Annotated in this window: 11 protein-coding genes, 3 pseudogenes and 1 CRISPR repeat array; of the genes and pseudogenes, 5 read left to right on the top strand and 9 right to left on the bottom strand. The window is 42.0% G+C overall.

Going from position 1 to position 23,240, the window contains the following annotated elements; translation table 11 throughout:
• Window positions 1-161 precede the first annotated feature (161 nt).
• Entirely contained in the window at window positions 162-1,265 is a 1,104-nt protein-coding gene (locus tag BV372_RS08970; protein ID WP_086685981.1) for a septal ring lytic transglycosylase RlpA family protein, read from the bottom strand.
• Between the two features lie 821 nt (window positions 1,266-2,086).
• On the opposite strand from BV372_RS08970, the gene glsA reads away from it, so the two are divergent.
• Together glsA and BV372_RS08960 are read left to right on the top strand one after the other, a co-directional pair.
• Entirely contained in the window at window positions 2,087-3,091 is a 1,005-nt protein-coding gene (gene glsA / locus BV372_RS08965; RefSeq protein WP_086685979.1) for a glutaminase A, read from the top strand.
• A gap of 124 nt (window positions 3,092-3,215) precedes the next feature.
• Window positions 3,216-4,641 (top strand): annotated as a pseudogene (locus BV372_RS08960) (WGR domain-containing protein).
• Window positions 4,642-4,645: 4 nt separating this feature from the next.
• On the opposite strand, the pseudogene BV372_RS08950 reads toward BV372_RS08960, so the two are convergent.
• The 3 genes and pseudogenes from BV372_RS08950 to BV372_RS08945 all read right to left on the bottom strand — a co-directional run.
• Window positions 4,646-5,297: pseudogene (locus BV372_RS08950) on the bottom strand (IS5 family transposase); the annotation flags it as partial.
• 171 nt (window positions 5,298-5,468) lie between these two features.
• Window positions 5,469-5,639, bottom strand: a complete 171-nt coding sequence (locus BV372_RS36105) for a hypothetical protein (RefSeq protein WP_179198020.1) — start codon at window positions 5,637-5,639, stop codon at window positions 5,469-5,471.
• Between the two features lie 1,015 nt (window positions 5,640-6,654).
• Window positions 6,655-7,919: a CRISPR direct-repeat array (repeat unit 37 nt; unit sequence GTTTCAATCCCTGATAGGGATTTTAATTAATTGGAAC).
• A gap of 325 nt (window positions 7,920-8,244) precedes the next feature.
• Window positions 8,245-10,146, bottom strand: a complete 1,902-nt coding sequence (locus BV372_RS08945) for an HlyD family efflux transporter periplasmic adaptor subunit (protein ID WP_086685973.1) — start codon at window positions 10,144-10,146, stop codon at window positions 8,245-8,247.
• Between the two features lie 138 nt (window positions 10,147-10,284).
• Between BV372_RS08945 and BV372_RS08940 the strand changes: the two are divergent.
• Window positions 10,285-10,744 (top strand): annotated as a pseudogene (locus BV372_RS08940) (four helix bundle protein).
• A 50-nt stretch (window positions 10,745-10,794) separates the two neighbouring features.
• On the opposite strand, the gene BV372_RS08935 reads toward BV372_RS08940, so the two are convergent.
• Entirely contained in the window at window positions 10,795-13,716 is a 2,922-nt protein-coding gene (locus tag BV372_RS08935; protein ID WP_086685971.1) for a peptidase domain-containing ABC transporter, read from the bottom strand.
• Window positions 13,713-14,465 carry a peptidylprolyl isomerase gene (locus BV372_RS08930; protein ID WP_086685969.1) on the bottom strand — a complete coding sequence of 251 codons (753 nt, stop codon included), beginning with the start codon at window positions 14,463-14,465 and terminating at the stop codon, window positions 13,713-13,715. Before BV372_RS08930 ends, BV372_RS08935 begins: the two co-directional genes overlap by 4 nt.
• 766 nt (window positions 14,466-15,231) lie before the next feature.
• Between BV372_RS08930 and BV372_RS08920 the strand changes: the two genes are divergently transcribed.
• On the top strand, window positions 15,232-16,605 hold the full coding sequence (locus tag BV372_RS08920; RefSeq protein WP_256973126.1) for a CAP domain-containing protein: 1,374 nt from the start codon (window positions 15,232-15,234) through the stop codon (window positions 16,603-16,605).
• Between the two features lie 63 nt (window positions 16,606-16,668).
• Here the strand turns inward: BV372_RS08920 and BV372_RS08915 are convergent, their stop codons facing one another.
• Window positions 16,669-18,525, bottom strand: coding sequence for a hypothetical protein (locus BV372_RS08915; protein WP_086685967.1), 1,857 nt, complete (start codon window positions 18,523-18,525; stop codon window positions 16,669-16,671).
• 368 nt (window positions 18,526-18,893) lie between these two features.
• The gene (locus BV372_RS08910; RefSeq protein WP_086685965.1) at window positions 18,894-19,394 is read right to left on the bottom strand and encodes a hypothetical protein; all 501 of its coding nucleotides are present in this window, start codon (window positions 19,392-19,394) and stop codon (window positions 18,894-18,896) included.
• A 454-nt stretch (window positions 19,395-19,848) separates the two neighbouring features.
• On the opposite strand from BV372_RS08910, the gene BV372_RS08905 reads away from it, so the two are divergent.
• Complete coding sequence (locus tag BV372_RS08905) at window positions 19,849-21,099, top strand: glycoside hydrolase family 10 protein (RefSeq protein ID WP_086685963.1); 1,251 nt, start codon at window positions 19,849-19,851, stop codon at window positions 21,097-21,099.
• A gap of 95 nt (window positions 21,100-21,194) precedes the next feature.
• Here BV372_RS08905 and BV372_RS08900 read toward each other — a convergent pair whose 3' ends face one another.
• Window positions 21,195-22,694, bottom strand: a complete 1,500-nt coding sequence (locus tag BV372_RS08900) for a site-2 protease family protein (protein WP_086685961.1) — start codon at window positions 22,692-22,694, stop codon at window positions 21,195-21,197.
• Between the last annotated feature and the right edge of the window lie 546 nt (window positions 22,695-23,240).

Genomic DNA, 23,240 nt, shown 5'->3' with positions numbered 1-23,240 from the left:
GATCCCTCCCCCGTTAGTTTATATCTGAAATAGGGGGAAGAGATGTTGAACTAGGGGAAATTAAGTGATAGCTATTGGAAACTAGAGCGTAGGGAGTTGAAAGCGGGTAAGAAATTGACAGTTGTCGGTTGAATATCAACTGTCAGCAGTGAAGATTCTCTTTATCTGCCTAAAACTTCAATCTTCACGGGTGCAACGCCACTGCCCATCATTCCTAAAATTCGGGCTGCACCAGCAGAAAGGTCAAGAATTCGACCTCGAATGTAGGGTCCTCGGTCGGTAATAGACACCACTACAGAACGACCATTGTGGGTGTTAGTCACACGAACTCGTGTACCAAAAGGTAAGCTCCGATGGGCGGCAGTCATTCCTTCTGGATGAAATCTCTTACCGCTAGCAGTACGGCTGCCAGAACCATCATATCCATACCAGGAAGCGATGCCACTCAGTGTAATTCGCACTGGACCAATGGCAATTTGTTGTGGCAACTTTGGCATTGATAATGGGGAACGAACTGGTAAATTAGCAATCTCGCTGATAGGAGATGCATTGCCGATGAGTCTGCGCATACGATTAGTCGCTTGCAATGCATCTTGCGCAAGATCGTTGGTGGAATTTGCTAGTCGGGTATTTTCGTTGATTTCCACCAATTCTTCGCCATTTACCTTGATCGTATAGCGATCGCCTTTTTGTTGGGAGGAAGCAGCTTTATTTTGGGCTTGATTGGCAACTTTCGATTCGCCGCCTCCTTTCCAACTGACTTTAATCTGGCTGGCGTCCACATTGTCCCGAAGCAACTGGTTGATTTTCGCTGCTATTACACCAGCTTTTTGCACCGGGTCATTTTGAGCCGCAGTAATTTGGTTACCCAAATCCGAGACATTCCCAATACTTGCCACCTTGGTTGAGTTGCTAGCAAGAGGGGCGTACATTTGTACGCCCCCAGAGTTTTCAATTGAGCCAACTTTACTACTAGTACTCCCAGCAGGTAAAGAACTCAAAAAGGTAAGAACAGGAATATTTCGGATGAAAAGGGTTGCCGCCTGATGTCCTCCAATGCTGTGAGGATGAATTTCTGCGATCGCAGCATCAGAGTTAGGTTTCCCTGCTGGGGATTGATACTCTCCTACCTTGACAACATCACCTGCTGGCGATGCTTGAGAAGCAAGCGCTGTTCCCTTGGTAGTTTGAGTGCGACCGACTGAGGGCATCCCTAAAACAGTCAGAAACAGGGCGACAATAGTCCACAAATGTCTTTGATTCATGCGTCCGATATTAAAGCGACTGTAGAACAGAAGTTTTACGGTTCGTGGGAATTTGACCACTGGAAAGTGAGTACCCCTACAACTCGAACTCGTTCCGCTTTCACTTTTTGTTCATAACTGCAACAGATTAACACGAACCCATGAGCTTGGGGATCAGGGTTTTAGCGTAAGTCTTGGTAACTTTAGCAAATTTAAATTCTGTTTTCAAGCCTCAAACCTTTTGCAAATGCGGATTTCAACTATGTAACGTTTTTATTGATAAGTAAAACTTTTCTTATGAAAAATTAACATTTTCGGGGCATGAAATTGAGCCAGCTACCTGCAAATATTGCCCCAAATATTGACCCTGTATGTATTTCTTTATCACCCGATATTAGACTAGATAAAAATTAGTAAATTAATAACTTCAGGTTTTAGATGTTGCGAATAAACACTTAAACATCTTTTCTTTAATAAATCTTTGTGTCTACTTTTAAGTATTTTGTAACAAGAGTTACAGCTTATTTATTCTAAAAGTAACCTATCCTTAACAATAATTCATAAAGTTATTGTTGCTACATATAAAATAGCTATGAAAACCTGATGACAGTTAAATTACAGTTATATAAGTTACTGAATTAACCGTATTACTAAGGAAATATTAAGAACTTATAGCCCAAAAATAGTATGTAATATTTTTTACAAATATATAAAATATATCAAAAGAAATATGACAAATGTCATAAGTACATGTATATTAATTTGCCAATTGAGGAAATAGAATCACATTTCTGCTTACAGTGGTTGATCAAGTATGATTTATAGAACAAGCTGTAAGCCTCATGGCAACTCAAGGTGATTTAGAAACAGTCCCATCGCTCTATTCAGATGTTCTTCAGGACTTGTATTCCAAGTACAAGTCACTCAAAGAAGGTGCAGTAACAAACTACATTCCAGAATTGGCAAAGGTAAATCCCGACTTGTTTAGCATCTGCATTGTTACGGTAGATGGCCAGATTTACAAAGTTGGGGATTTCGAGCAACTATTTACCATTCAGTCGATTTCCAAGGTATTTGCATACGGATTGGCCCTTGAGGATCATGGAAGAGATGATGTTTTGACCAAGGTTGGTGTGGAACCGACGGGAGATGCATTCAACGCCATTATCCTTGATGAACAATCAAATCGACCACTCAATCCAATGGTAAATGCCGGGGCGATCGCCACTACCAGTTTAATCAAAGGTTCTGGCCCCACTGAACGCCTCAACCGAATGCTGGAGATGTTCAAAAGATATATCGGTCATGATGTATTTGTTGATATTTCTGTATTCACCTCAGAACGCAGCACCGGACATCGCAACCGCGCTATGGCTCATCTCATGCTCAACTTTGGCATGATTGGCCAGAACATTGAAGAGTCTTTGGATCTGTACTTCCAGCAGTGTGCGGTAATAGTAAATTGTCGTGACTTGGCAGTAATGGCAGCGACTTTAGCTAACAAAGGTATCAACCCGATTACACACGAACAAGCGGTACAGAAAAATTATATTAAAGACATTTTGAGTGTTATGTACACTTGCGGAATGTATAATTTCGCTGGTGAATGGGCTTACAAAGTTGGTATTCCAGCGAAAAGCGGCGTTTGTGGCGGAATTATGGCTGTTGTCCCCGATAAGATGGGAATTGCAGTATTTTCGCCCCCCTTGGATAAGCGTGGTAACAGTGTGCGGGGGGTTAAGGTTTGTGAAGAACTTTCCCAGCAGCTAGGTTTACATCTATTTGAATGTTCTGGTAAAGGCTCACAGTTTGGTGAACCTTGCTTTAAGTCATCCCTGACAGAGTAACAGATGAATAGAACTTATGACGGTTAATTAAAAGCGATCGCCATTGTTCGACATTTGATCAAAGTAGCAGTTAGAACAAAGTAAGAATCTATACTTTTAAATTTTGTTTTAACGAGAAAATATCATGGCTGAGGAAAAGACCTACTTAGAGCTTTCAGAAGCTAGCGGCAGCTCCCATAAATTTTATGAAGTTATCGTCAATGATACGCAGCTAACCATCCGCTATGGTCGCATTGGTGACTCAGGGCAGACTCAGACTAAAACTTACCCCACCCCAGACAAAGCTAAAGCAGACGCGAACAAGAAGATCAAAGAAAAACTGGCAAAAGGTTATGAACACGCCGTTATAGGTGTACGCCAGAAGCGTCCCGTTACACGACGCGCAGTCACCAGTACCACATCTACTGCACAACAAGCCCCAATGCTTTGGAAATTTAACTCTAATTCCGCAGCCTTTGGAATTTTTGTTGACAGCGATCGTTGCTGGGTAGGTAATCAAGCAGGTCAAGTTTTTGCGCTGAATCACCAAGGTAAAGTTATCAATCAGTTTAAGCTGCCCGATGGGGTTAAATGTTTAGTTGCCGATGATATCTGGATTTCTGCTGGCTGCGATAACGGCAACGTCTATGATCTCACAGGCAAACTACCACGTATTGCCTACGAGATTGATGAAAATGTTGATATTTTCTGGCTTGATATACAAAAATGGTTTATTAGCAGTTTCGGATGCGAACGGTGGTGTCACCACCATCGATCATGATGATGAATCGCAGTGGACTCGTTTAAGCCAAGGTAATTCTGGTTGGATGGTACGTTGTGACGAAGTTGGTATCTATCACGGTCATAGTCAAGGCGTGACTTTGTATGATAACAAAGACGGTCGGATGCTCTGGCATCAAAAGACTGGCGGCGGTGTACTATTTGGTTGGCAAGAAGCATCAGCTGTTTATGCTGGTGCAAGCGACCAAAAGATTTACTGTTTTAGCAAGAAAGGTGAGGCTGGCCCAGTCTACAAGTGCGATGCAGCTGTGTACTCCTGCGCTACCGCTTTAGATGGGAAGTATGTGTTTGCTGGTGACAATAGTTCTTCTATTTACTGCTTCAACAACTCAGGAGAACGCCTTTGGAAACTTGGAACTGGTTGCGGTTCAGCCTTATCTATGCAGTTTTTTGAAAATCGCATTTATATTGTCACCACCGATGGATCGCTAGCTTGTATTGATACTAGTGAAGCCGCCATTCAATCTGCCCAACTGGGTACAATTCCGCAAGCAGCTATTATTAAAGCACCAGCAGGAGAAGGCGCAGCACCCTCCGCAGTTTTGGAAACCACAACAGATACAAGCCAAGGAGTAATTGTTGAGTGCTTTCGAGAGGGGAATAAACTCAGGGTGCGGGTTGTCTCCCCAGGATATAACCCCAACTGGAAAGTACAGTTTCCTAAAGATATTCGCCAAGAGGGTGAACGTTATCTTGTCGAAGAAATACGCGAGTCAGCTAGTGGTGGATTCTACCGCGCCTACGGTGATATTAAAAAATTAATTAATTGATTTAGCGCTCGGCAATAGTGTCATAACAGTCAAATGTGTCATAGCCATCATCACCGGAAACCTGCTCTATCGGTGCATCTATCTGCTCCAATATGTCTGTTAGCACCTCACAATCAGCTACATCATTAGTAGTGACAACTGCGCCAAGAATTTCTCCACTCTCTTCATCAACTCCTAGATGCAATTTGCGCCATGTCCGCCTTTTCCCAACCCCATGTGTACGCACTTTCCATTCGCCTTCGCCATAGACTTTCACCAAGCGTTGAATCTACGACTACATGGACTGCCTTCTTCTTTGGAATTACTGGCAGTTCTACCAACAGCTTGCTTAAACGACGAGATAGGGTCGAGTGATCCGGTACTGCTAACTCAATCCCCATGAGCATGAACAGCGACTCTAAAAACCCCTCTGCTTGTCGCCCAGCTAAATGAAACAACGATTGAATCGTTCCCATAGTGGCGTTCCCGCTTCGGGTTGCCGCTGGCATCGCCACATCGCTGTAATAATTCGATGCCCCCTTTTTCCCAGTTTTTTGTTGATTGCGCCACTGCTCGATGATCTCTTCGTTCACCCAGAAAGTTATACTGCCTCGTTGCTTGAGGGCAGCATCATAAGCGTTCCAATTCTTAACTTTGTACTGGGCTTTCGTCTTCATCTTTGGGCTAGGTGGCGAGCGAACATAGGCGATAGGTAAAAATTACCATTTTGCCTATTCACGCAACAACGCCGCTTACAATCAAAAAAGAAGGCTCCTGATGTGTCCAGCACCAGAAGCCCGTAAAAACTAGTTAAAAGAATGAACCTCTATGAAATTTATCATGGAGGTTTATTTTCCATTAGGGATTAAATACCCAATAAATGCACCTATAGTCACTTTTGCAACGTCTAGAAAAGCTGAACGACTATTAATATCAAAGATTGAAAAGCTTATCAAACCTACAAGAGAAAGAACTACCACAACAGCAAGAGTAAGCTCTTTAAAAGCTACATTCTTCATATAATATCCGCCTCCAAAAAGAGATGTATAGCTACTAAACTTAGTCCAGCTTAGAGTAGGAAGTTAGTCTTTTCCCGAAAGTGTGTACAAACTTCATCTAGCCTTTATAATTAGTTTGTCTTTTATTCATACAGTCATTACAATTTCTGTAAATATAACTTCTATTAATAGAAACTCTCTCAAAAATATTAAGCACAAATCTAAGAAACCAACATTAAGCTATGAGAAGTTAATTATTGATTTAGAAGACTAAATTACAAGACATAACAAGATATTCTTCTAGTTTTTTGATTAGAAGGTTAATTATTTAAAATTTATCTTGCCTAGAATAGTAAAAATAAGTCGTTCATCCAAGAGCATAACTTAGACCTCACAGAGCTTGTTTTGCGGAGTTTCTTCCACGCTAATTTATCCCATGATTCACTGTAGTTTTCTACGTGCCCAACCATACTCTACGCCGTTAATTATCTTCTGATTGCCTCAAACCAATTACGGTTTGTCCTACCTGATGTGGAGACTTACGTATCTCGTCTTACCTACTGGGGTTTCGACCTTTTCCCCGGACTCCACCATCATTTTTACTCGTTCCAATTCTGTGATTATTTTGATAGTTTAGGACAGACCATTTCGCCTATATTCTTCTCAAAGGAATGCAACTAACGAAACAATATTGTTGCGAGAAATCGAATATTAAGTCGGTATTTTTAATTCAGATTACCGCTTGGGATTCAGACGCTTTTTTAGGTCTTGTTTATCCATGCTATCTCCCCTTTAGCGCCAGTGTGCCATATCTGCTTCTGGCTCTGATTGCGCCCTTATTCCCAGCTTCGCTCTGTAGAATTCCGAGTCTACTCGGCGTGGGTAGATTGGGAGTCACTGTTTCCTTTCCAGGGTAGGGTTTGCACCTACATCTAAGAATTAGTTATGGAATTTTCAAGGTTTTTTTCATCCTTGTCGTTCTCACTTTGAGCTATATACAATTACTTGTATTTTTTTCTCAAAAACGAGTCGCACTGTTTCAATCCCTGATAGGGATTTTAATTAATTGGAACCTAATAGGCAATCCTCGCGCCTAGCAGCGCTCTCCGGTTTCAATCCCTGATAGGGATTTTAATTAATTGGAACCTATAAATAGAGAGGCGATCGCCATATGAATAACCGTTTCAATCCCTGATAGGGATTTTAATTAATTGGAACAATGCGATCGCCCTCGCGCCGAGCAAATGATTTTTGTTTCAATCCCTGATAGGGATTTTAATTAATTGGAACTTGGCAGTCGCACTTTGCAGAAGCCATTACTGGCGCTGAGATGTTTCAATCCCTGATAGGGATTTTAATTAATTGGAACGCAATTCAAGGTCGTCAAACCGAAACTTGTTGTTGCAGGTTTCAATCCCTGATAGGGATTTTAATTAATTGGAACTTCAGCAGAGTGAGGCTGTTAACAAGGTCTATGTTTCAATCCCTGATAGGGATTTTAATTAATTGGAACCTTGTTACGGAAAGCCATTATCATCCAATATTTCGTTTCAATCCCTGATAGGGATTTTAATTAATTGGAACTGCGAGCTTTAACTCATTTTGAGCCGAGGCGAGTTTCAATCCCTGATAGGGATTTTAATTAATTGGAACATCGTGAATTGCATCACGTCCGGCTCGTTGCGCCGTTTCAATCCCTGATAGGGATTTTAATTAATTGGAACGTATTTATCAGCTGCGGTATTGCGTAAAGATGTGTTTCAATCCCTGATAGGGATTTTAATTAATTGGAACTCAGTATCCTAGTAAGAGGAATCCTAGAAAGAGGTTTCAATCCCTGATAGGGATTTTAATTAATTGGAACGGGGATGATGGCAGCGTGATTTCTGCTGATGGTCGGTTTCAATCCCTGATAGGGATTTTAATTAATTGGAACCTTGGCTGCTTTTTTACCTGCTACATATTCACCAAGTTTCAATCCCTGATAGGGATTTTAATTAATTGGAACCGATCGCGTCTGTTTTTTCATCTTGGGAAAAGCTAGGTTTCAATCCCTGATAGGGATTTTAATTAATTGGAACCTATATTCTCCATACCACTGGGCGTACCACTCCATTAGTTTCAATCCCTGATAGGGATTTTAATTAATTGGAACCGTTCAGTTACTAAGGCGCATGATATTGCCTACAATGTTTCAATCCCTGATAGGGATTTTAATTAATTGGAACTTGCGGCGTAACTCGTACTGGCATAGGAGATGACAAGTTTCAATCCCTGATAGGGATTTTAATTAATTGGAACCGCCCAGAGTTGGAAGCATCGATGTATTCGGTTTTCAAGGTGCAGTTTCGTCAACCTCCAATCAAAGTAACTTTTGGGGCATTAAATTGTCAAGGGTGTCATGAGGAAAATAAGCTCAAAAGCTTGTCTAGTTAGGGTTAAGGAGTTTGCGTCAACCTCCAACTAGGTGCAAAAGGGATAAAAACCAGAGGCAGTAAGCTTTTGGGGCGCAAAATTTGACTCTTGTTTTCAAACACCTACTGGTTGACGCCAGACTCAAGCGAAAAACACTGTGGTCAAGTCTGCTCCGGATGTTAACCACAGGGCTGATTGGAACTGTATTGCTTTAACGAGTATATTTCAGACTTTCAACCTTACCTAAAAACTTGTCTGTAAAAATGCTCATGACAGTGCGTTTGCGGACATTAATATTAGCACTCAAAGACATGCCTGATTGTAGAGGTACTTCTGTGCCATTGATATTAATTGATTGCTTTCTTAAGCGAATTTCCGCCGGGAAACGATAGTATGGATGGGTTTGATCGGGCGGTAAAGCATCGGAACCTACACGGATTAAATCTCCTTGAATATCACTAAATTCAGTGTAGGGAAATGAATCAAGTCTAACATCAACAGGCATTCCGGCTTTGATAAAGCCTATATCGTTGTTGGTGATGAAAACTTGTGCAACTAGGTTTTCTGGCGGCACAATTTTGAGAATAGATTCACTACTGTTATAAACGTATCCAGGACTCCGAGGTTTTAAATCAAAAACAATACCATCATTTGAAGCTCGCAGTTCTTGGTATTTCATATTTAACTGGAGTTCGCTGATTTGACTGTTAAGTTCTTGGATTTTTTTGTTATTTTCGACAATGACTTTGGTGAGTTGACTATCAATGTCGGCGATGCGCTTTTCGTTATCGGTGATTTTGCTGAGTAAATCTTCTTTGGAAAGGGCGATCGCATTTTGTAATTTCTTTTGCCCTTGGGTGATGGCTAATCTTAAACGTTCTTCTTCCTGCACTAAGCGATTAACCTCAGCCCGGCTAGCATCTGCTGTTTGTCGTTTTTCTAGGTAAGGTAAGCGAGCAAATGCTCCCTTTTGCACCAGAGTGTCTAAGTTATTGGCAATCTCCAAATTTGTCGTCAGACTACTTCTCGCATTAATCAGTTGCACTTGCACTTGATTTAACTGCCGAGTTAACTGTTCTCTATCTAACCGCACTGACTCAATCCGAGTCTCTCTCTCTAATTGTCTATTGAGTAAGCGTTCTCGAAATCGCGGATTTAAGTCGCGTATTCCCAGTCCTTCGTTTAATTCTGCACGAAAAAGTTGATTTTCCTGCACCAAAGCTGCACGGTTTTCTGTCAGCGCTGCTAATTCTGGTAATTCCTGCAACTGCTTGGGACTAGAATTAGCTGAGAGCGATCGCATCTGGGTAAGGTAAAACTGATTTTCCGCTTTTAAGCTGGCGCGAACTGCTTGCAGAGAAGTTAATTTCGCCTGACTGGTGGTGCGATCGAAGCTTACTAATAAATCGCCTTTTTTGACTCTTTGTCCTTCTTGCACGTGAATTTTGGCAATTACCCCGCCCACTGGTGCTTGGATCTCTTTGACAAAACCTTTAGGTTCGAGTTTACCTTGCACAGGAACAGATTCATCTATCTTGGCATTACAAGCCCAGATGACTGCAAAACTGCTTACTCCTACTATGCTCCAGACAATAGCATGAGACCAAGCACGAGATTGTTTGAGGATGACAGGCTGATCGAACTCCTCTTTCTCCTGGGGTAAAGTCAGCCCTGAACCACCGAAAACACCTACATCCCCTTGTAGAAGCAGTTGCCATTGACGCTGGGCTTCAGGGAACCGCTTCCAGATTAAGAATATTCCCCCAACTGCAAACAAGAATAAAAAACCGCCCGTTGATAGGAGCATTTCGAGGTTTAAAGGGCGAGATTCAACAGCATCGATATAATTGTTGTGATAATCGCTCTTTTGCTGCAAAAATGGTTGATTTTCAGCTTGCCCTTGCACCTCTGTTAGCGAATCTTTTGGACTAGTCTCTTGATTAACAGGCGGTGAAAATGCTAACTCCATGCTTTCTGGTTGACTAACGCAATCACCAATATCAGATTTTGCTGGAGTTGTCTGAGCAACACGAATTTCTTGACAGTGCTTAGCAGGTGTTGAAACGTTGGAACATTGTTGTATGCAAGCTAGTAACAAAGATAAATCTGGCATGGTTATACATCTCTATAGGGCAGAAGGCAGGAGGGAAGGGGGGACAAGGAAGACAAGGAGGACAAGGGGGACTGGTGGGAGTTGGAAAACTAGCGGACAATGGTATCTAAAGAGACTGAGAAATACGGTGATCAAGAAGTGAACAAGGAATCATTTAAGAGCCATGAAGATTTAGCGATATTTAAATTGGCATTTAATACAGCCATGACAATCTTTGAACTGTCGAAAAAGTTTCCTATAGAAGAAAAATACGCTTTGATAGACCCTTCGGGTTCAGCAGTCGCTCATGGGGGGAACCCCCAAGACCGCGCTGCTTCACCAAATTCGCCGTTCATCACGTTCCGTATGCGCCAATTTAGCAGAAGCTTGGAGAAAACGTAGATATAAAGCTGCTTTCATAGCTAAATTAAATGATTGCGTTCGCGTAGCGTGTCGTAGACAGGCTGAGGCTAGTGAAACTCAAGTATGGATAAAGTTTGCTGTCAAATGTGGCTATTTAGATGTAGAACAAGGACGAGAACTATACAAGACATACAATCAAGTTTTAAGTGGTCTAGTAAACATGATTAACAATCCAAATAAATGGATTATCGATTAGTAAAGTCATTCCTCCTTGTCCTCCCTGTCTCCCTTGTCCCCCTTGTCCCTTCATAATTGCGATTCCTGTTGTTGAAAAAGACAGTAATAACGTCCCTTCATTGCCATGAGTTCGGCGTGTGTTCCTTGCTCGGCAATTACACCCTGATCCATGATGATGATTGTGTCGGCATTTTTAACGGTGTTAAGTCGGTGGGTAATAAATAAAACGGTACGCCCCCGAAAAAACTCCATCAGATTCCGACATACTTGTTGTTCAGATTCGTAATCTAAAGCACTGGTGGCTTCATCGAGAATCAACAATCTGGGATTTTGCAACACAGTACGCGCGATCGCAATTCGTTGGCGTTGTCCTCCAGAAAGAGCAGAACCTCGTTCGCCAACAATTGTGTTGTAGCCGTTGGGTAGGGCCATGATGAAATCATGCGCAGCTGCGGCTTTGGCAGCAGCAATGATTTCTTCGGTAGTTGCATCTGGGCGAATCAAAGCAATATTATCTTGAATTGTCCCTTCAAACAAAAGGGTATCTTGTAACACTATGCCAATCTGGCGGCGTAGAGAATTTAACTCTACTTTCCTTATATCATAACCGTCTATTTGAATTTGTCCTGCTAGAGGTTCGTAGAGTCGTGGTAATAATTTTGTCAAGGTACTTTTACCAGAACCGCTTTGTCCAACAATCCCAACAAAGGTTCCTGGGGCAATTTCCAAATTGATATTGATCAGTTTTAAACTATCTTCTGGGTTAAAACCAAAGGAAACGCCATTGTATTTAATTGCACCTTCAATTTCCGGTAGGGGAATATTATGGCGATCGCTTGGCTGGACTTCTGGCGCTGTATCTAAAATGTCACCGAGGCGTTCGATAGACAATGCTACTTCTTGGAAGTTTTGTGATAGCTGAATTAAACGCAGCAAAGGACTGGTAACATAACCAGCGATAATCCGAAAGGCAATCAATTGTCCTAAAGAAAGTTGATTAGAGATGACTAAATGCGCGCCTACCCACAACAACAAAAAACTCGAAAATTGATTTAAAAATCCACTGATGGAGTTGGCGGTACTAGAAGTGAGGACATTTTTAAAGCCAGCGCTGATGTAGCGGGTATAGCGATCGCGCCATTGCCAACGAGATTTCAATTCTATATTCTGTGCTTTGACTGTTTGAATGCCAGTCAGGATTTCAACTAAATACGATTGAGTATCGGCATAGCGTTCAGCTTTTTTCCGTAACTGTTGCTGGACAATTGGGACAACAAATGTTGTCAGGATGGCAAATAATGGCACGGTAGCTAATGCCACGAGTGTCAGCATCCAGCTGTAAAACAGCATAATGCCGATATAAATCACAGAAAACACGGCATCTAGCACTACTGTCAATGCTGTCCCTGTGAGAAAAGAACGGATATTCTCTAGTTCGTTAATCCGTCCGGCTAATTCTCCGACGCGGCGACGCTCAAAATAACTCAGGGGTAGTCGCAGTAAATGCTCGATGACTTCTGAACCCAAACGAATATCAATGCGGTTGGTAGTGTCGGCAAATAAATAAATCCGCAAACTCGTTAAAGCTGCCTCAAACACTCCAATCACCAACAAGAAAATGCCCAGAATATCCAGCGTATCGAGGCTTTTTTGGATTAATACGGTGTCGATGATGATTTGGGTGACGATGGGATTTGCCAATCCAAATATTTGCACAAAAAAAGAAGCCACAAGGACTTCAACCAATACCAGACGATATTTATAGATCGAAGGCAAAAACCAACGCAGACTAAATTTTTCGGGGCGATCGCCTTCTGCCTTTTCTATCGTCAAAACTTGTCCTGACTGCCCCCAAATTTGGGCAAACTCTGCGGGAGAATATTGACACACTCCTGTTTCTGGAGCCGCAACAACAACTTCTCGTTCTGTAATTTTGTATAGCAAAGCGAGATTTTCTTGCCAATAAATTAAGGCTGGTGCAGTCAAGCGGTTAATCACATGAGCCGGAACTGTGACTAACTGGGCCTGCAAACCCATCATTTCCACAACTGCGCCTGCTACTGGCAAGGAAATCTGCTGGTGCGATTTTAGTTGATTGGTCAAGACTTTGCGGATTAAATCGCGGCGAAAAGAACCTCCCAATATCTGATTCAACATCTGGAAACAGGCTAAAGGAGCGTCAATAATACCCTTTCCCGATACAAATATAGTTTGTGCTGGTGCAAGACTTGCGGCTATGGGGTCTGGGGGATATTCTGGAGCCGGAGCAATTTTTAAACTAGCGCCATATTCATTAGGAGACTGCCAGGGAATGCCGAGTAAACGGACTTCGGCTGTGTTTTCCCAAGTCTGTTGAGAGTCATCCAACGCTAATCGATAGCCAACAGTCATACCCTCAATACCGCCAGCACTGACTAGCCACAAATGCCGTTTGTTAAACTGCTGGGAATGAACTGGCCCAGGAGGTAAATTTAGCACCTGTGTTTGTTGCCAAACTTGGCGTGCTAAATCTTTGGTATCGGTGGTTGCATCTGCGTGACGCTGGGTTTCCAGACTTAAGAGTTCAAAAACTTCGCTGATGTGGGGACGCGATCGCACCGCTTGGGCAAACTCTGGTTCTGTGTCCATCAATTGCAGAAATTCTGCTGCTTCCAGAGTGATGGCAATGACTTCTGTAGAGGCCATTACTGCCTCGCAACTTACCCCACGCACCAATCCTAACCAACCCAGGAACTCTCCTTTTTCTACTACAGTCAAACTAATTTGAGAGTTCGTCCATTGGTCATCAGCCAATACCCGCGCCTGTCCTTGATAAATTATCATGACTTGTGCTGGCATTCTTTCTCTAACCAACATCCATTGTCCGGTGCGATATTGCAACAGTTGGCAGTTAAAGGCGATGCTCTTTAAGGTAGCAAATGGGAGTTTGTTAAACGGGGGAGTGTCGACAAGGAATGTTAAAATTTCGGTCTGGGTGATAACTGGCTTCATCCCATCAGATACTCCACACAATGGTTAGCAGATTGTAAATGGCTGTGAATTTGTGTTTGTATCCAGGCTTCAAACAGTTCGTCTAGCAAATACTGCTGCATATTTTCATCCAACTGGGCGGGCAGTAATTGCTCTAAGCGAATAATTACATACCAATCGGCTATTAAATGCGGTTTCCAGATTTGACCGGGTTGACTGACAAATAAAATTTGCTGAATTGTCGGATGTGGTTGAGATAGAGGAACTGGCCCAACAACTCCGCCTGTCTGCGCTTCGGCTCCTTGAGAATACTCCTGAGCTATGGTTGCGAAAGAATGCTCTCCCTCAACAATCCGAAAATACAGCTCTTGGGCTAAACCTTCATCTTGGGTACGAATCATGGAATAAACTACCCGGTCTAAATCTATTTTGCGTTGCAAGAAATAAGACTCTAGTTTATTGCCCCAGATTGCAAGCTGGAATTTCTGGATTAATACCGGACGGATTGCCAACTCCTCGACGATTGCTGCCGTTAGATTATGCTTTTGCAACCATGCTTGTTCTACCTCTGGTGAGGTGAGTTGGTGACGTTGGCGAAAATCGGCGATCGCGGCTTGATGTTCTGCTTGAGTGCAAGAGTAGGATGCGATCGCTTGGTCGATCACTTTGGCACGTAATACCTGTGGTAACAACTGGTAACGATTTAGCAAAGACAGTAATTTTTCTGCCTGAAGAATTTCGTTACTTACTGGTAATATTTGTGTCGTCATAATTTCTGACTAGCACGTTCCCCATTCTAAGATTTGGGCAGAAATCTGTACATTTCACGCCGTGAGCGTAGCTAAAGAGACTAAGGGTTTCAACAACCTATCTTTCATGTTCAGGAATTTTTGATTGCATCCGGAATTTTTTTTATAAGTCTTTGTAAATTTTTCAGATCTAATTTTCCCTTAACTTAGCGAAATCTTTACATTATATACGGCTTCGAGAGTAATTTGTTACCAGATAATATTAATTATACTAATTTTATATATATTTTTTAGTAAAAAATTATACTAAATATCAAAATACTCATTGCCTGTATTTGCTAATTTCATCTATATAAATGCCTTTTTTATCTAAAAATAAAAATTAAATATTTAGGTATAAAATGTAATTTAGCTGCTATGTGACGCTTTATTGTCCGTCACAAGGCAAGGATAAAAAAAGCTACTCTATCTTTTATTCTGATGGGAAGCGACTGGTGTATTAGTACATACATCATTTTCCGTTTAACCTGCGGGGTCGTTATTCCACTGCCAGCGCTAAGGCAGATAAACAAACCTCTGAATCTGAAAGTCGCACCAGAGGAAAACCTTCCTCTAACACGTAACTTTGATGTATCTAATCCCAGACTTCAAGATACATACAAGCTTGTGAAAGCTTTGCATTAACTACCCTTATTTACCCCTCTTCAGGTTTGCTTCTACCAAAAATTGCAGCGGAATTTTTCTGGCTGCTGAGTTCATATGAACAAATCTTTAGGAGGACAGATTGATGGCAACAAATAGCCCGACATTTGAACAACAGGTCTTAGATTTAACCAATCAAGAACGAGCGAAGAATGGTCTTGCACAACTCCAAGGAAATGCAGAACTCAACTATGCTGCTGACAAATATGCAGAATTGATGTCGCAGAAAAATTATTTTGCTCATACAGGGCCAGATGGTTCTACTCCCAGGAATAGAGTTAATACAGTTGGTTTTGACGCCCAAATCGTGGGAGAGAACATCGCTCGTGGCCAAACTACACCAAAACAGGTTGTGGATGGTTGGATGAAAAGCCCAGGACACCGAGCTAATATCCTCAATCCCCGATATACTCAAATCGGTGTGGGTTTTGACAAAAATTATTGGGTGCAAGACTTTGGTAGCAATGATACCAACCCCAAGAGCAATATACCAACCTCAGGTTCTCAACCAACACCGACACCAAAGCCAACACCAACACCAATACCAACACCCAGCCCCGAGGGTAATAACGCCACATTTGAACAACGAGTTCTGCAACTCACTAATCAAGAACGAGCCAAGAATGGGCTTGCACCACTCCAAGGAAATGCAGAACTTAAGTATGCGGCTGATAAATATGCAGAAGTGATGGCGCAACGCGGTGTTTTGAGCCATACAGGGCCAGATGGTTCTACTCCCAGGGATAGAGCCAAGTCAGTTGGCTTTGAAGCCCAAACAATCGGAGAAAACATCGCTGTTGGTCAAAAAACCCCAGAACAGGTGGTAGATGCTTGGATGAAAAGCCCAGGACATCGAGCTAATATCCTTAATCCCCGGTATACTCAAATCGGTGTGGGTTTTGAGAAAAACTTTTGGGTGCAAGACTTTGGTAGTAACGATACCAACCCCACCAGCAAAATACCAACCTCTGTATTAGATTCAGTCTCTGAACTTACACCTTTACCTACTTCTAATACTGGTAAAGAACTTAGAGGTGGAGAAGGAAAAGATGTCTTGACTGGTGGCCCAGGTGATGACAAGTTGTGGGGTGGTACAGGTAAAGATATCCTCAATGGAAGTGATGGAAACGATCGCATTATTGGTGGGTTAGGCAAAGATCGCTTAACTGGTGCTGCTGGCCGCGATACCTTCGTCTATGAAAAACTCCAAGACAAAGGAGATACCATTACTGATTTTGCTCCCAATCAAGATGCGATCGACTTGCGCCAGATTTTAGCTGGCCCATCTTACTCCAGTACAAATAAATTCGCTGATTACCTGAAATTTGAACAACTGGGTAGTGATACTGTTGTTCATCTTGATGTAGATGGAAATGCAAAATCTGGTGGCTTCGAGAAGCTTGTGCTTTTGGAAAATGTCAATGCGTCTAGCCTAAGCACTAAAAACTTTGTTGTCTAATTAATTCAGTTTTTCAACTCCGCTTTGCCATTAGGGCGCGATCGCCGCGCCCTTTCTTAAATATTACTGAGCAATGCTACCAATCTGATTCCAGGCTTGCACCACTTGCATTAAGTTGTTCGGCAACTTATTTTGCGAAATATCGTTATATCTCACCGTACCCTCTTTGCTGGTAAGGGTGTAGGTAATATAATCAGCCGAACCTTGCGGTGCTGGGTAACTCAAATTCTTGAATTCACCAAATCGCGATCGCTCTACTAACTTCTGAAATTGTCGCACCTGCTGGGGAGAAATGCGACGAACACTGCGTTCAGAATCATTCGCATCACCAATGCGCACCTTAATTAAGCGTCCGTCGTTAAGTAAAACAGTTTCGTAGGTTCTACCAGTAAAGCCACCACTAGAGATTTGCCGAAATACTATGTCTCTATCCAAAGGCGATGGCATTTCATTGGCTGGAATCGGTACTGCGCCACCTGTATTGCTGTCAGAAATTGGGCTATTACGCAGCCGATTCCAAGCTTTCACCACAGTCCGTAAATTGTTCGGTAGTTGATCTTGAGAAATATTGTTGTACCTGACGGTGCCTTCTGGGCTGGTGAGGGTATAGGTAATATAATCAGCTGCACCACTGGGTGCTGGGTAACTCAAGTTTTTAAATTGAGCAAATCTTGTGCTGGTTAACAATTGTTGAAACTGTTGCACTTGTTGCAGAGAAACCCGGCGAACTCTCCGTTCAGAATCGTTAGCATCACCAATTTTCACCCGAATCAAGCTGCCATCATCAAGTAAAACAGTTTCGTAGGTACTACCAGCCAAGCCGCCACTAGAGATTTGCCGAAATACGACATTTCGATCTAAGGGTTGTGGTAACTCATTGCTGGGGATTGGGACTGGTGTAAGGTTGTTCTTATTACCATTTGGCCTATCACGACCAGCAAGCTGGATTTGGGAACCACTTTCATCACTAAGAAACACCCAAGGCCTGATTCTGTTAGCTGATTTGACAAATACTTCCCACCCAGATACTAGTATTTGATCGCAAGCATTAGGATAAGTTGCCTGTTCGCAACCTCTAGCGAATTTTTTCTGTTTAGACGCAACGATGTTCAGTGCGCTGATTGGTAATCCTGACACCTGAGAAGCTTGACGCAAAACAGCATCCCTAACTTGTTGGGGTAATTTCTGACTTGAAGTTTGGCTAGCTTTTTCATTTAACCTGACTGCTGAACCTGTTTGATCTGTGTGATAAACCAAGGTTTGTCCAACAGCTGCTACAACTACCCGCCAACCTGGTACTACAGCTCGAATACAACTTTCATTAGCATTACCTAATCCTAAACAGCCATCACTCCAAGTTTGTTGTTGGGCTTGAATAATATTTAGCCGAGAAATTGGCTGTTGCAAACGTGTAGACGCAGCTTGTAAAACTTGATTTTTGACAGATTGTGGTAATTGGGTTGTGGTGTTATTAGTTGAAGTATTTGCTGAAGCTAGCCGGAAGGAACGCCCATTATTATTTGTGTGATAAACCCAATTTTGTCTACCATCAGATACAACAAATCGCCAACCAGGAACTATGGCTTGTGTACAATATTCATCTGGTTGAGGTAGTTCCAAGCAACCATTGCGCCAATTCTGTTGGCTGTAATTAATAATTTGCAGTTTGTTTCTGGAAATTTTCGTTCTTTGGGATAAATCTTGTAGCACCACGTTAACTATTGGACGTGGTAATTTGTTTTGTTTGAGATTGCCTTTGATGACTTCGTTTGTTGTCTCTGGCGAAGGACTAAGAGAAGCAGCAGTACTGCTTTTGATGAATGTTAAACCGCTACCAACAGATAAAATTCCCGTTAACACTAAGGCAGTGAAAATCCGTGCTTGATTGTTGGTAGAATAATTACCCAAAGACTCTTTCATAGTAATAGTAATAATTTTAGTTACTAGTCAAATAATTGCTACTCTGCAAATAAATACCAAAAAGTATAAAAACCTAAAACTAAACAGCTTGAAATTAAACAAGCGTCAATCTTCTGATGCAGATGTGAAGATAGACGCCTATATGTTGATTATTTGTTCCTGAATTGTTACAGCTAGATTTATACAAGGTGATCTGAAAGGCTTTAGGTATGCCTTAGCAATAGCCTCAGTAAATATAAAATGTAAAATCCAGAATAGTATTAAGCACTGAATGTTTATGAATTGTCGGCGCATTAAATCTAGCAATACTACTTCCCCAGCCTTTCACTGGTGCTAGCATGGCATCTACATCACTATAGGCAACATTATCAAGCACTGAGAGCCTGTTGTTCAACTGACTGATTGTTCGGCATATCAAATCTAATCGTACTAGCTGCCCAGTCTTTTAAATCAGGTGCTAGCCAAATTAGTTTACGGAGAATTTCATCATTTACCCATAACACCAAGGGGCAATGAAACTGTTTCCGGAACTCATCTCGCATCAGATTGGTACTAATGATGAGTTCGTTGATATCGATCACAGATTCTAAACCTCTGACCATCAAAACATCAGGTTGCTCAAAGCCTACTGTAGTTGAGATGGTTGTATACAGTGTTTCAGTCCCAGGTGGTAGCACAATCTCTTGGATATGCGCTGATGAGAATTCTGTTAACAGATTTAGTACCTGCTGTTGCCGATTAGCAGAGTTACAAGATGCCAAAATTAATGAAAATGCACCAGCAGAAACCATCATCGCTCTTGCGAGTCGTTTAGTGGCTGCGACGGTAGTCCCCATACCGTCCTGTGAATTGTTAAAGCTGCTGATCATTATAGAATCCTGCCTTTGGTCTTTAAAAGTACCTTAGCCTTTTCAGTTTAATTCGCTCATCAACTCGTTATCCAAAGTATTTTTCGGTAAAATTTGATAACAATTTATTTGATGACCTACAGTAATCCTACGCATTATTTAATAATTGAGGATGTAGTGTGTGACCCCGTATTTACGGGAAAACAGATAGTAGGGTTGTAATACAAATAACAAAAGAGCAAATTTTTTAAATTTCTTGAGTTGCGTATACCTGATAATTGGGGTTTGGCAGAGTAGCTGCTGATTGGCAGTTATGGGAAGTTTGGGAAGATTTAAAGGTCATATTTATAAATTTACATCATCTGCATAAACTAATAGCAACTTTTGGTATAAATGTTTAACCAGCAGGCAATAATGCAACTTCTGTCTGGCTATTTAAGTCATGGTTCATGTTTTACGACGCCTGTAGCAAATGATGAAAAAACTGGTGAAGAGGTTTGTGACTTTTTTGAGATGGAATGTTTACCAAAGTAGAAAACGGGCATTCTTTGCCATGATGGTGACCTTGAGCATGGTAGCTATTGTTATGCTCTCGTTACCCTTAAATGCGCAAAATCCTCCTATGCGATCGCCAGGATCGGAATTAAGAGGTGTCTGGTTAACAAATATTGATAGTGATGTGCTATTTGAAAAAAATCGCCTAAAAAAATCTTTACAACGTCTGAGTGAACTTAACTTTAATACTGTATACCCGACAGTGTGGAATTGGGGCTATACCTTGTATCCTAGCAAAGTGGCAGCCAACGCAATTGGGCGATCGCTCGACCCTACACCCGGACTTCAAGGGCGAGATATGCTCAAAGAAGTTGTCGAAGAGGGACATAAAAAAGGCTTAACTGTTATTCCCTGGTTTGAATTTGGCTTTATGGCTCCGGCTGATTCTCAATTAGCTAAACGTCATCCCCAATGGCTAACTAATCGCAGTAACGGGACGCGAATTGTCAAAGAAGGTACACACGATCGAGTTTGGCTAAGTCCCTTTCGCCCAGATGTACAGAAATTTATCCAAGATTTAATAGTTGAAATCGTTAAAAACTATAATATCGACGGGATTCAATTTGATGACCATTTTGGTTTACCCTCAGAATTAGGCTACGATCCTTACACAGTAGCGCTCTATAAAAAAGAACACGGTGGTCGTGCGCCTTCTTCTAACTTTAAAGATCCAGAGTGGGTGCGCTGGAGAGCGAATAAAATTACCGACTTCATGAAGCGGGTATTTACAGCTATCAAAGCTAATAAAAAAGACTGTATTGTATCTGTTGCACCAAATCCCCAACGTTTTTCTTATGAATTCTTTTTGGCAGACTGGGAGAAATGGGAACGGATGGGAATTGTAGAAGACTTAGTTTTACAGATCTATCGCAATGACCTAAATGTTTTTATCAGTGAATTAGAATATCCAGAAGTAAAAGCAGCAAAAAGTCATATTCCTGTAAGTATTGGGATTTTGTCTGGACTCAAAGACAGAACTGTACCCATGCAACAAATTCAAACACAAGTGCAAAAAGTACGCGATCGCAATTTTGCTGGGGTAGCTTTCTTTTTCTATGAAACCCTGTGGAACCTTAGCCAAGAAAAGCCCTTAGATCGTCAAACCAACTTCCAGCAAATTTTCCCCACACGCACCGCATACCCAAATCTACTAACAGGCTGGAAACCCTAAGGGAAGCCGGGGGAGATAAGGAAGCAAGTTAACAATTATTCCTCCTTCCCTTGTCCGATTTCTGCCCACACTCCCCACACTCCCTTGTCCCCCTCTTACCCTCCGATTCCCAAACGCCCAGCCAAGCCAGGAGTTAGCGGTAGGAGTGTACTAATCATTAAAAATAGTGCCAAAAGACCCAAAGCAGCTCTTGCATCATCTGGTTCACTAATTTCATTCAAGCTGGGGCGTTCTAAATCCCGTTGTAAAAACAGAATTACAATTGCCCAGTACATAGCCAAAGGATTAGCAAGGGATACTATACCCAGCAAAATTAAAGTTGCTAAGGTCGCTCTTCCTGCGGTTTTACGTCCATAAATCGCTTGGACAATGCGGCCGCCATCTAATTGTCCTGCCGGCATCAAATTCAAAGCGGTGATTACTAGCCCCAGCCAACCAATCACTACTAAAGGATGGACATTTACCAAAGGTGACTGTAAAGCCGAACCAAGAACAACTCGTGCCAAGCTACCCACCAAAATCGATCCTTGGAAAAACTGATTTGGCACCTGAAATAAACTGCCTTGGTGAGAAAGCAACAAGCCAGAAATCAGCATTAACAAAGACACTATACCGCCAACCGCCGGCCCTGCCAATGCAACATCAAATAATACCGTGCGGTTGGGCAATAGCGATTCAAAACGAGTAATTGCACCAAAAGAGCCAATTTGCACCGCAGGTAAAAAGAAGGGCCAGCTAAGACGAACTTGATGCCGTTTAGCAAGTACCCAATGACCGATTTCGTGAGCCACCAAAATCGTTAATATCCCAATCCCTATGGGCAAAGTTTCTGCTAACCGTTGTGGTTGCCCAAATAAATCAAAATTCAGCAGTAGCCCCGCAGCTTCCAAACTTGTAGCCATAGTCGCGATCAACAAGATACCCGCAAAAGCTTTTTGGGGTAACGACATCGGACGCGGGTCATTGCGACTGGGTAGGACAATCACCACAGGTCTGCCGTCTGTATTCTCTACTAAAAATAAGCGATAGCGATCGCCCAGACGCTCTTGCAAACTCGCACTCAAACGAGTGTGAATCTCTTGCGGTTCTCCCCGCAGGTTACCTTTAAAAATTGCTCCTTCCTGGTAGGCGATTGTTTCTGTGGCAAAAAATGTGTCAATTCCAAAAATGCTTTTAATTGTACTCAAATCATCCTCTGGAATTGGCATTACCTGAAGTTTCAGTTCCGCAACTCCTGTGGAAGGGTTGGAATCTGGTGTGGTATTTGGTTCAGGGGAAGCCTCAGCAGCCAGTCTTTGGGTTGCTCTTTGCTTAAGTAGTGCATCTTGTCCAGCTGAGCGCAACTGCTTCCCTAAGAAGATATACAACCCAGCGGAAGCTACTACCAAGAACAATATACCCACTATGTTGATGTAAATTCCGGCTGCAAACAAACCAAAGAACAACAGCCAAGGAGCCATCAACACCACCGACTGTAACCAGGCTAAGATTCCCAGTTTACCAAAAGGTCTGGCGCGATAAAAGCCCCAACCCAAAATGCCAAAAGCTACCAGCACAATTGCCGTAACGATAGAAGTTTCCGATAGAGTAAACATCTCCAAACCTTTGCTTTTGAGACCGAGCTAGTACAAGTCCGGTATTGCAGATACATTATTTAATCTATAACGCCGCCTGTGGCTTACCCAAATTTTAGAAGAGGAAAATGGGTAAGAATTTCTTTAGTTAGGGAATTATAATTTTAAATTTGTATTGGACAAAACTAGATTTCCTGTATTTGTACAGTACTATAGGTATATACTACTATAGTTTGATAAATAAAGCGTACTTTTTTAATTCTTCCAGAGAAGGCAACAAATAATGACGCGGGAACGTTTTGTCTGAATTTGCAGATTGAAGCTATTGTTGCGATCGCAACAGCGGAATATTGGTTATAAACCAATACGGTTCAGTTAAGAAAATTCCTCTGTGGAGACAAGGGAACAGGGAACGGGGAACAAGGGCAGAAAAAACAGGCTTATCTGAACTGTATTGGGTTATAAACTAGTTATTTTATTTTTCTAAAGGTGGGGCTAATGGTTAACTACCTCTTATTTTATTAACGTAGTCATGTCGATTATATTTTAATTTTTATTAACTAACTA

This window comes from Nostoc sp. T09 (assembly GCF_002154695.1).
Taxonomy (GTDB): Bacteria; Cyanobacteriota; Cyanobacteriia; order Cyanobacteriales; family Nostocaceae; genus Aulosira.
Note: the sequence above shows the minus strand (reverse complement) of the source record. Positions and strands in the feature narration are given on the sequence as shown.

Bases quoted from the DNA above. Each gene is read 5' to 3' on its own strand.
- BV372_RS08970 (WP_086685981.1), bottom strand. From the start codon at position 1,265: ATGAATCAAAGACATTTGTGGACTATTGTCGCCCTGTTTCTGACTGTT.
- glsA (WP_086685979.1), top strand. From the start codon at position 2,087: ATGGCAACTCAAGGTGATTTAGAAACAGTCCCATCGCTCTATTCAGAT.
- BV372_RS36105 (WP_179198020.1), bottom strand. From the start codon at position 5,639: ATGAAGAATGTAGCTTTTAAAGAGCTTACTCTTGCTGTTGTGGTAGTT.
- BV372_RS08945 (WP_086685973.1), bottom strand. From the start codon at position 10,146: ATGCCAGATTTATCTTTGTTACTAGCTTGCATACAACAATGTTCCAAC.
- BV372_RS08935 (WP_086685971.1), bottom strand. From the start codon at position 13,716: ATGAAGCCAGTTATCACCCAGACCGAAATTTTAACATTCCTTGTCGAC.
- BV372_RS08930 (WP_086685969.1), bottom strand. From the start codon at position 14,465: ATGACGACACAAATATTACCAGTAAGTAACGAAATTCTTCAGGCAGAA.
- BV372_RS08920 (WP_256973126.1), top strand. From the start codon at position 15,232: ATGGCAACAAATAGCCCGACATTTGAACAACAGGTCTTAGATTTAACC.
- BV372_RS08915 (WP_086685967.1), bottom strand. From the start codon at position 18,525: ATGAAAGAGTCTTTGGGTAATTATTCTACCAACAATCAAGCACGGATT.
- BV372_RS08910 (WP_086685965.1), bottom strand. From the start codon at position 19,394: ATGATCAGCAGCTTTAACAATTCACAGGACGGTATGGGGACTACCGTC.
- BV372_RS08905 (WP_086685963.1), top strand. From the start codon at position 19,849: ATGAAAAAACTGGTGAAGAGGTTTGTGACTTTTTTGAGATGGAATGTT.
- BV372_RS08900 (WP_086685961.1), bottom strand. From the start codon at position 22,694: ATGTTTACTCTATCGGAAACTTCTATCGTTACGGCAATTGTGCTGGTA.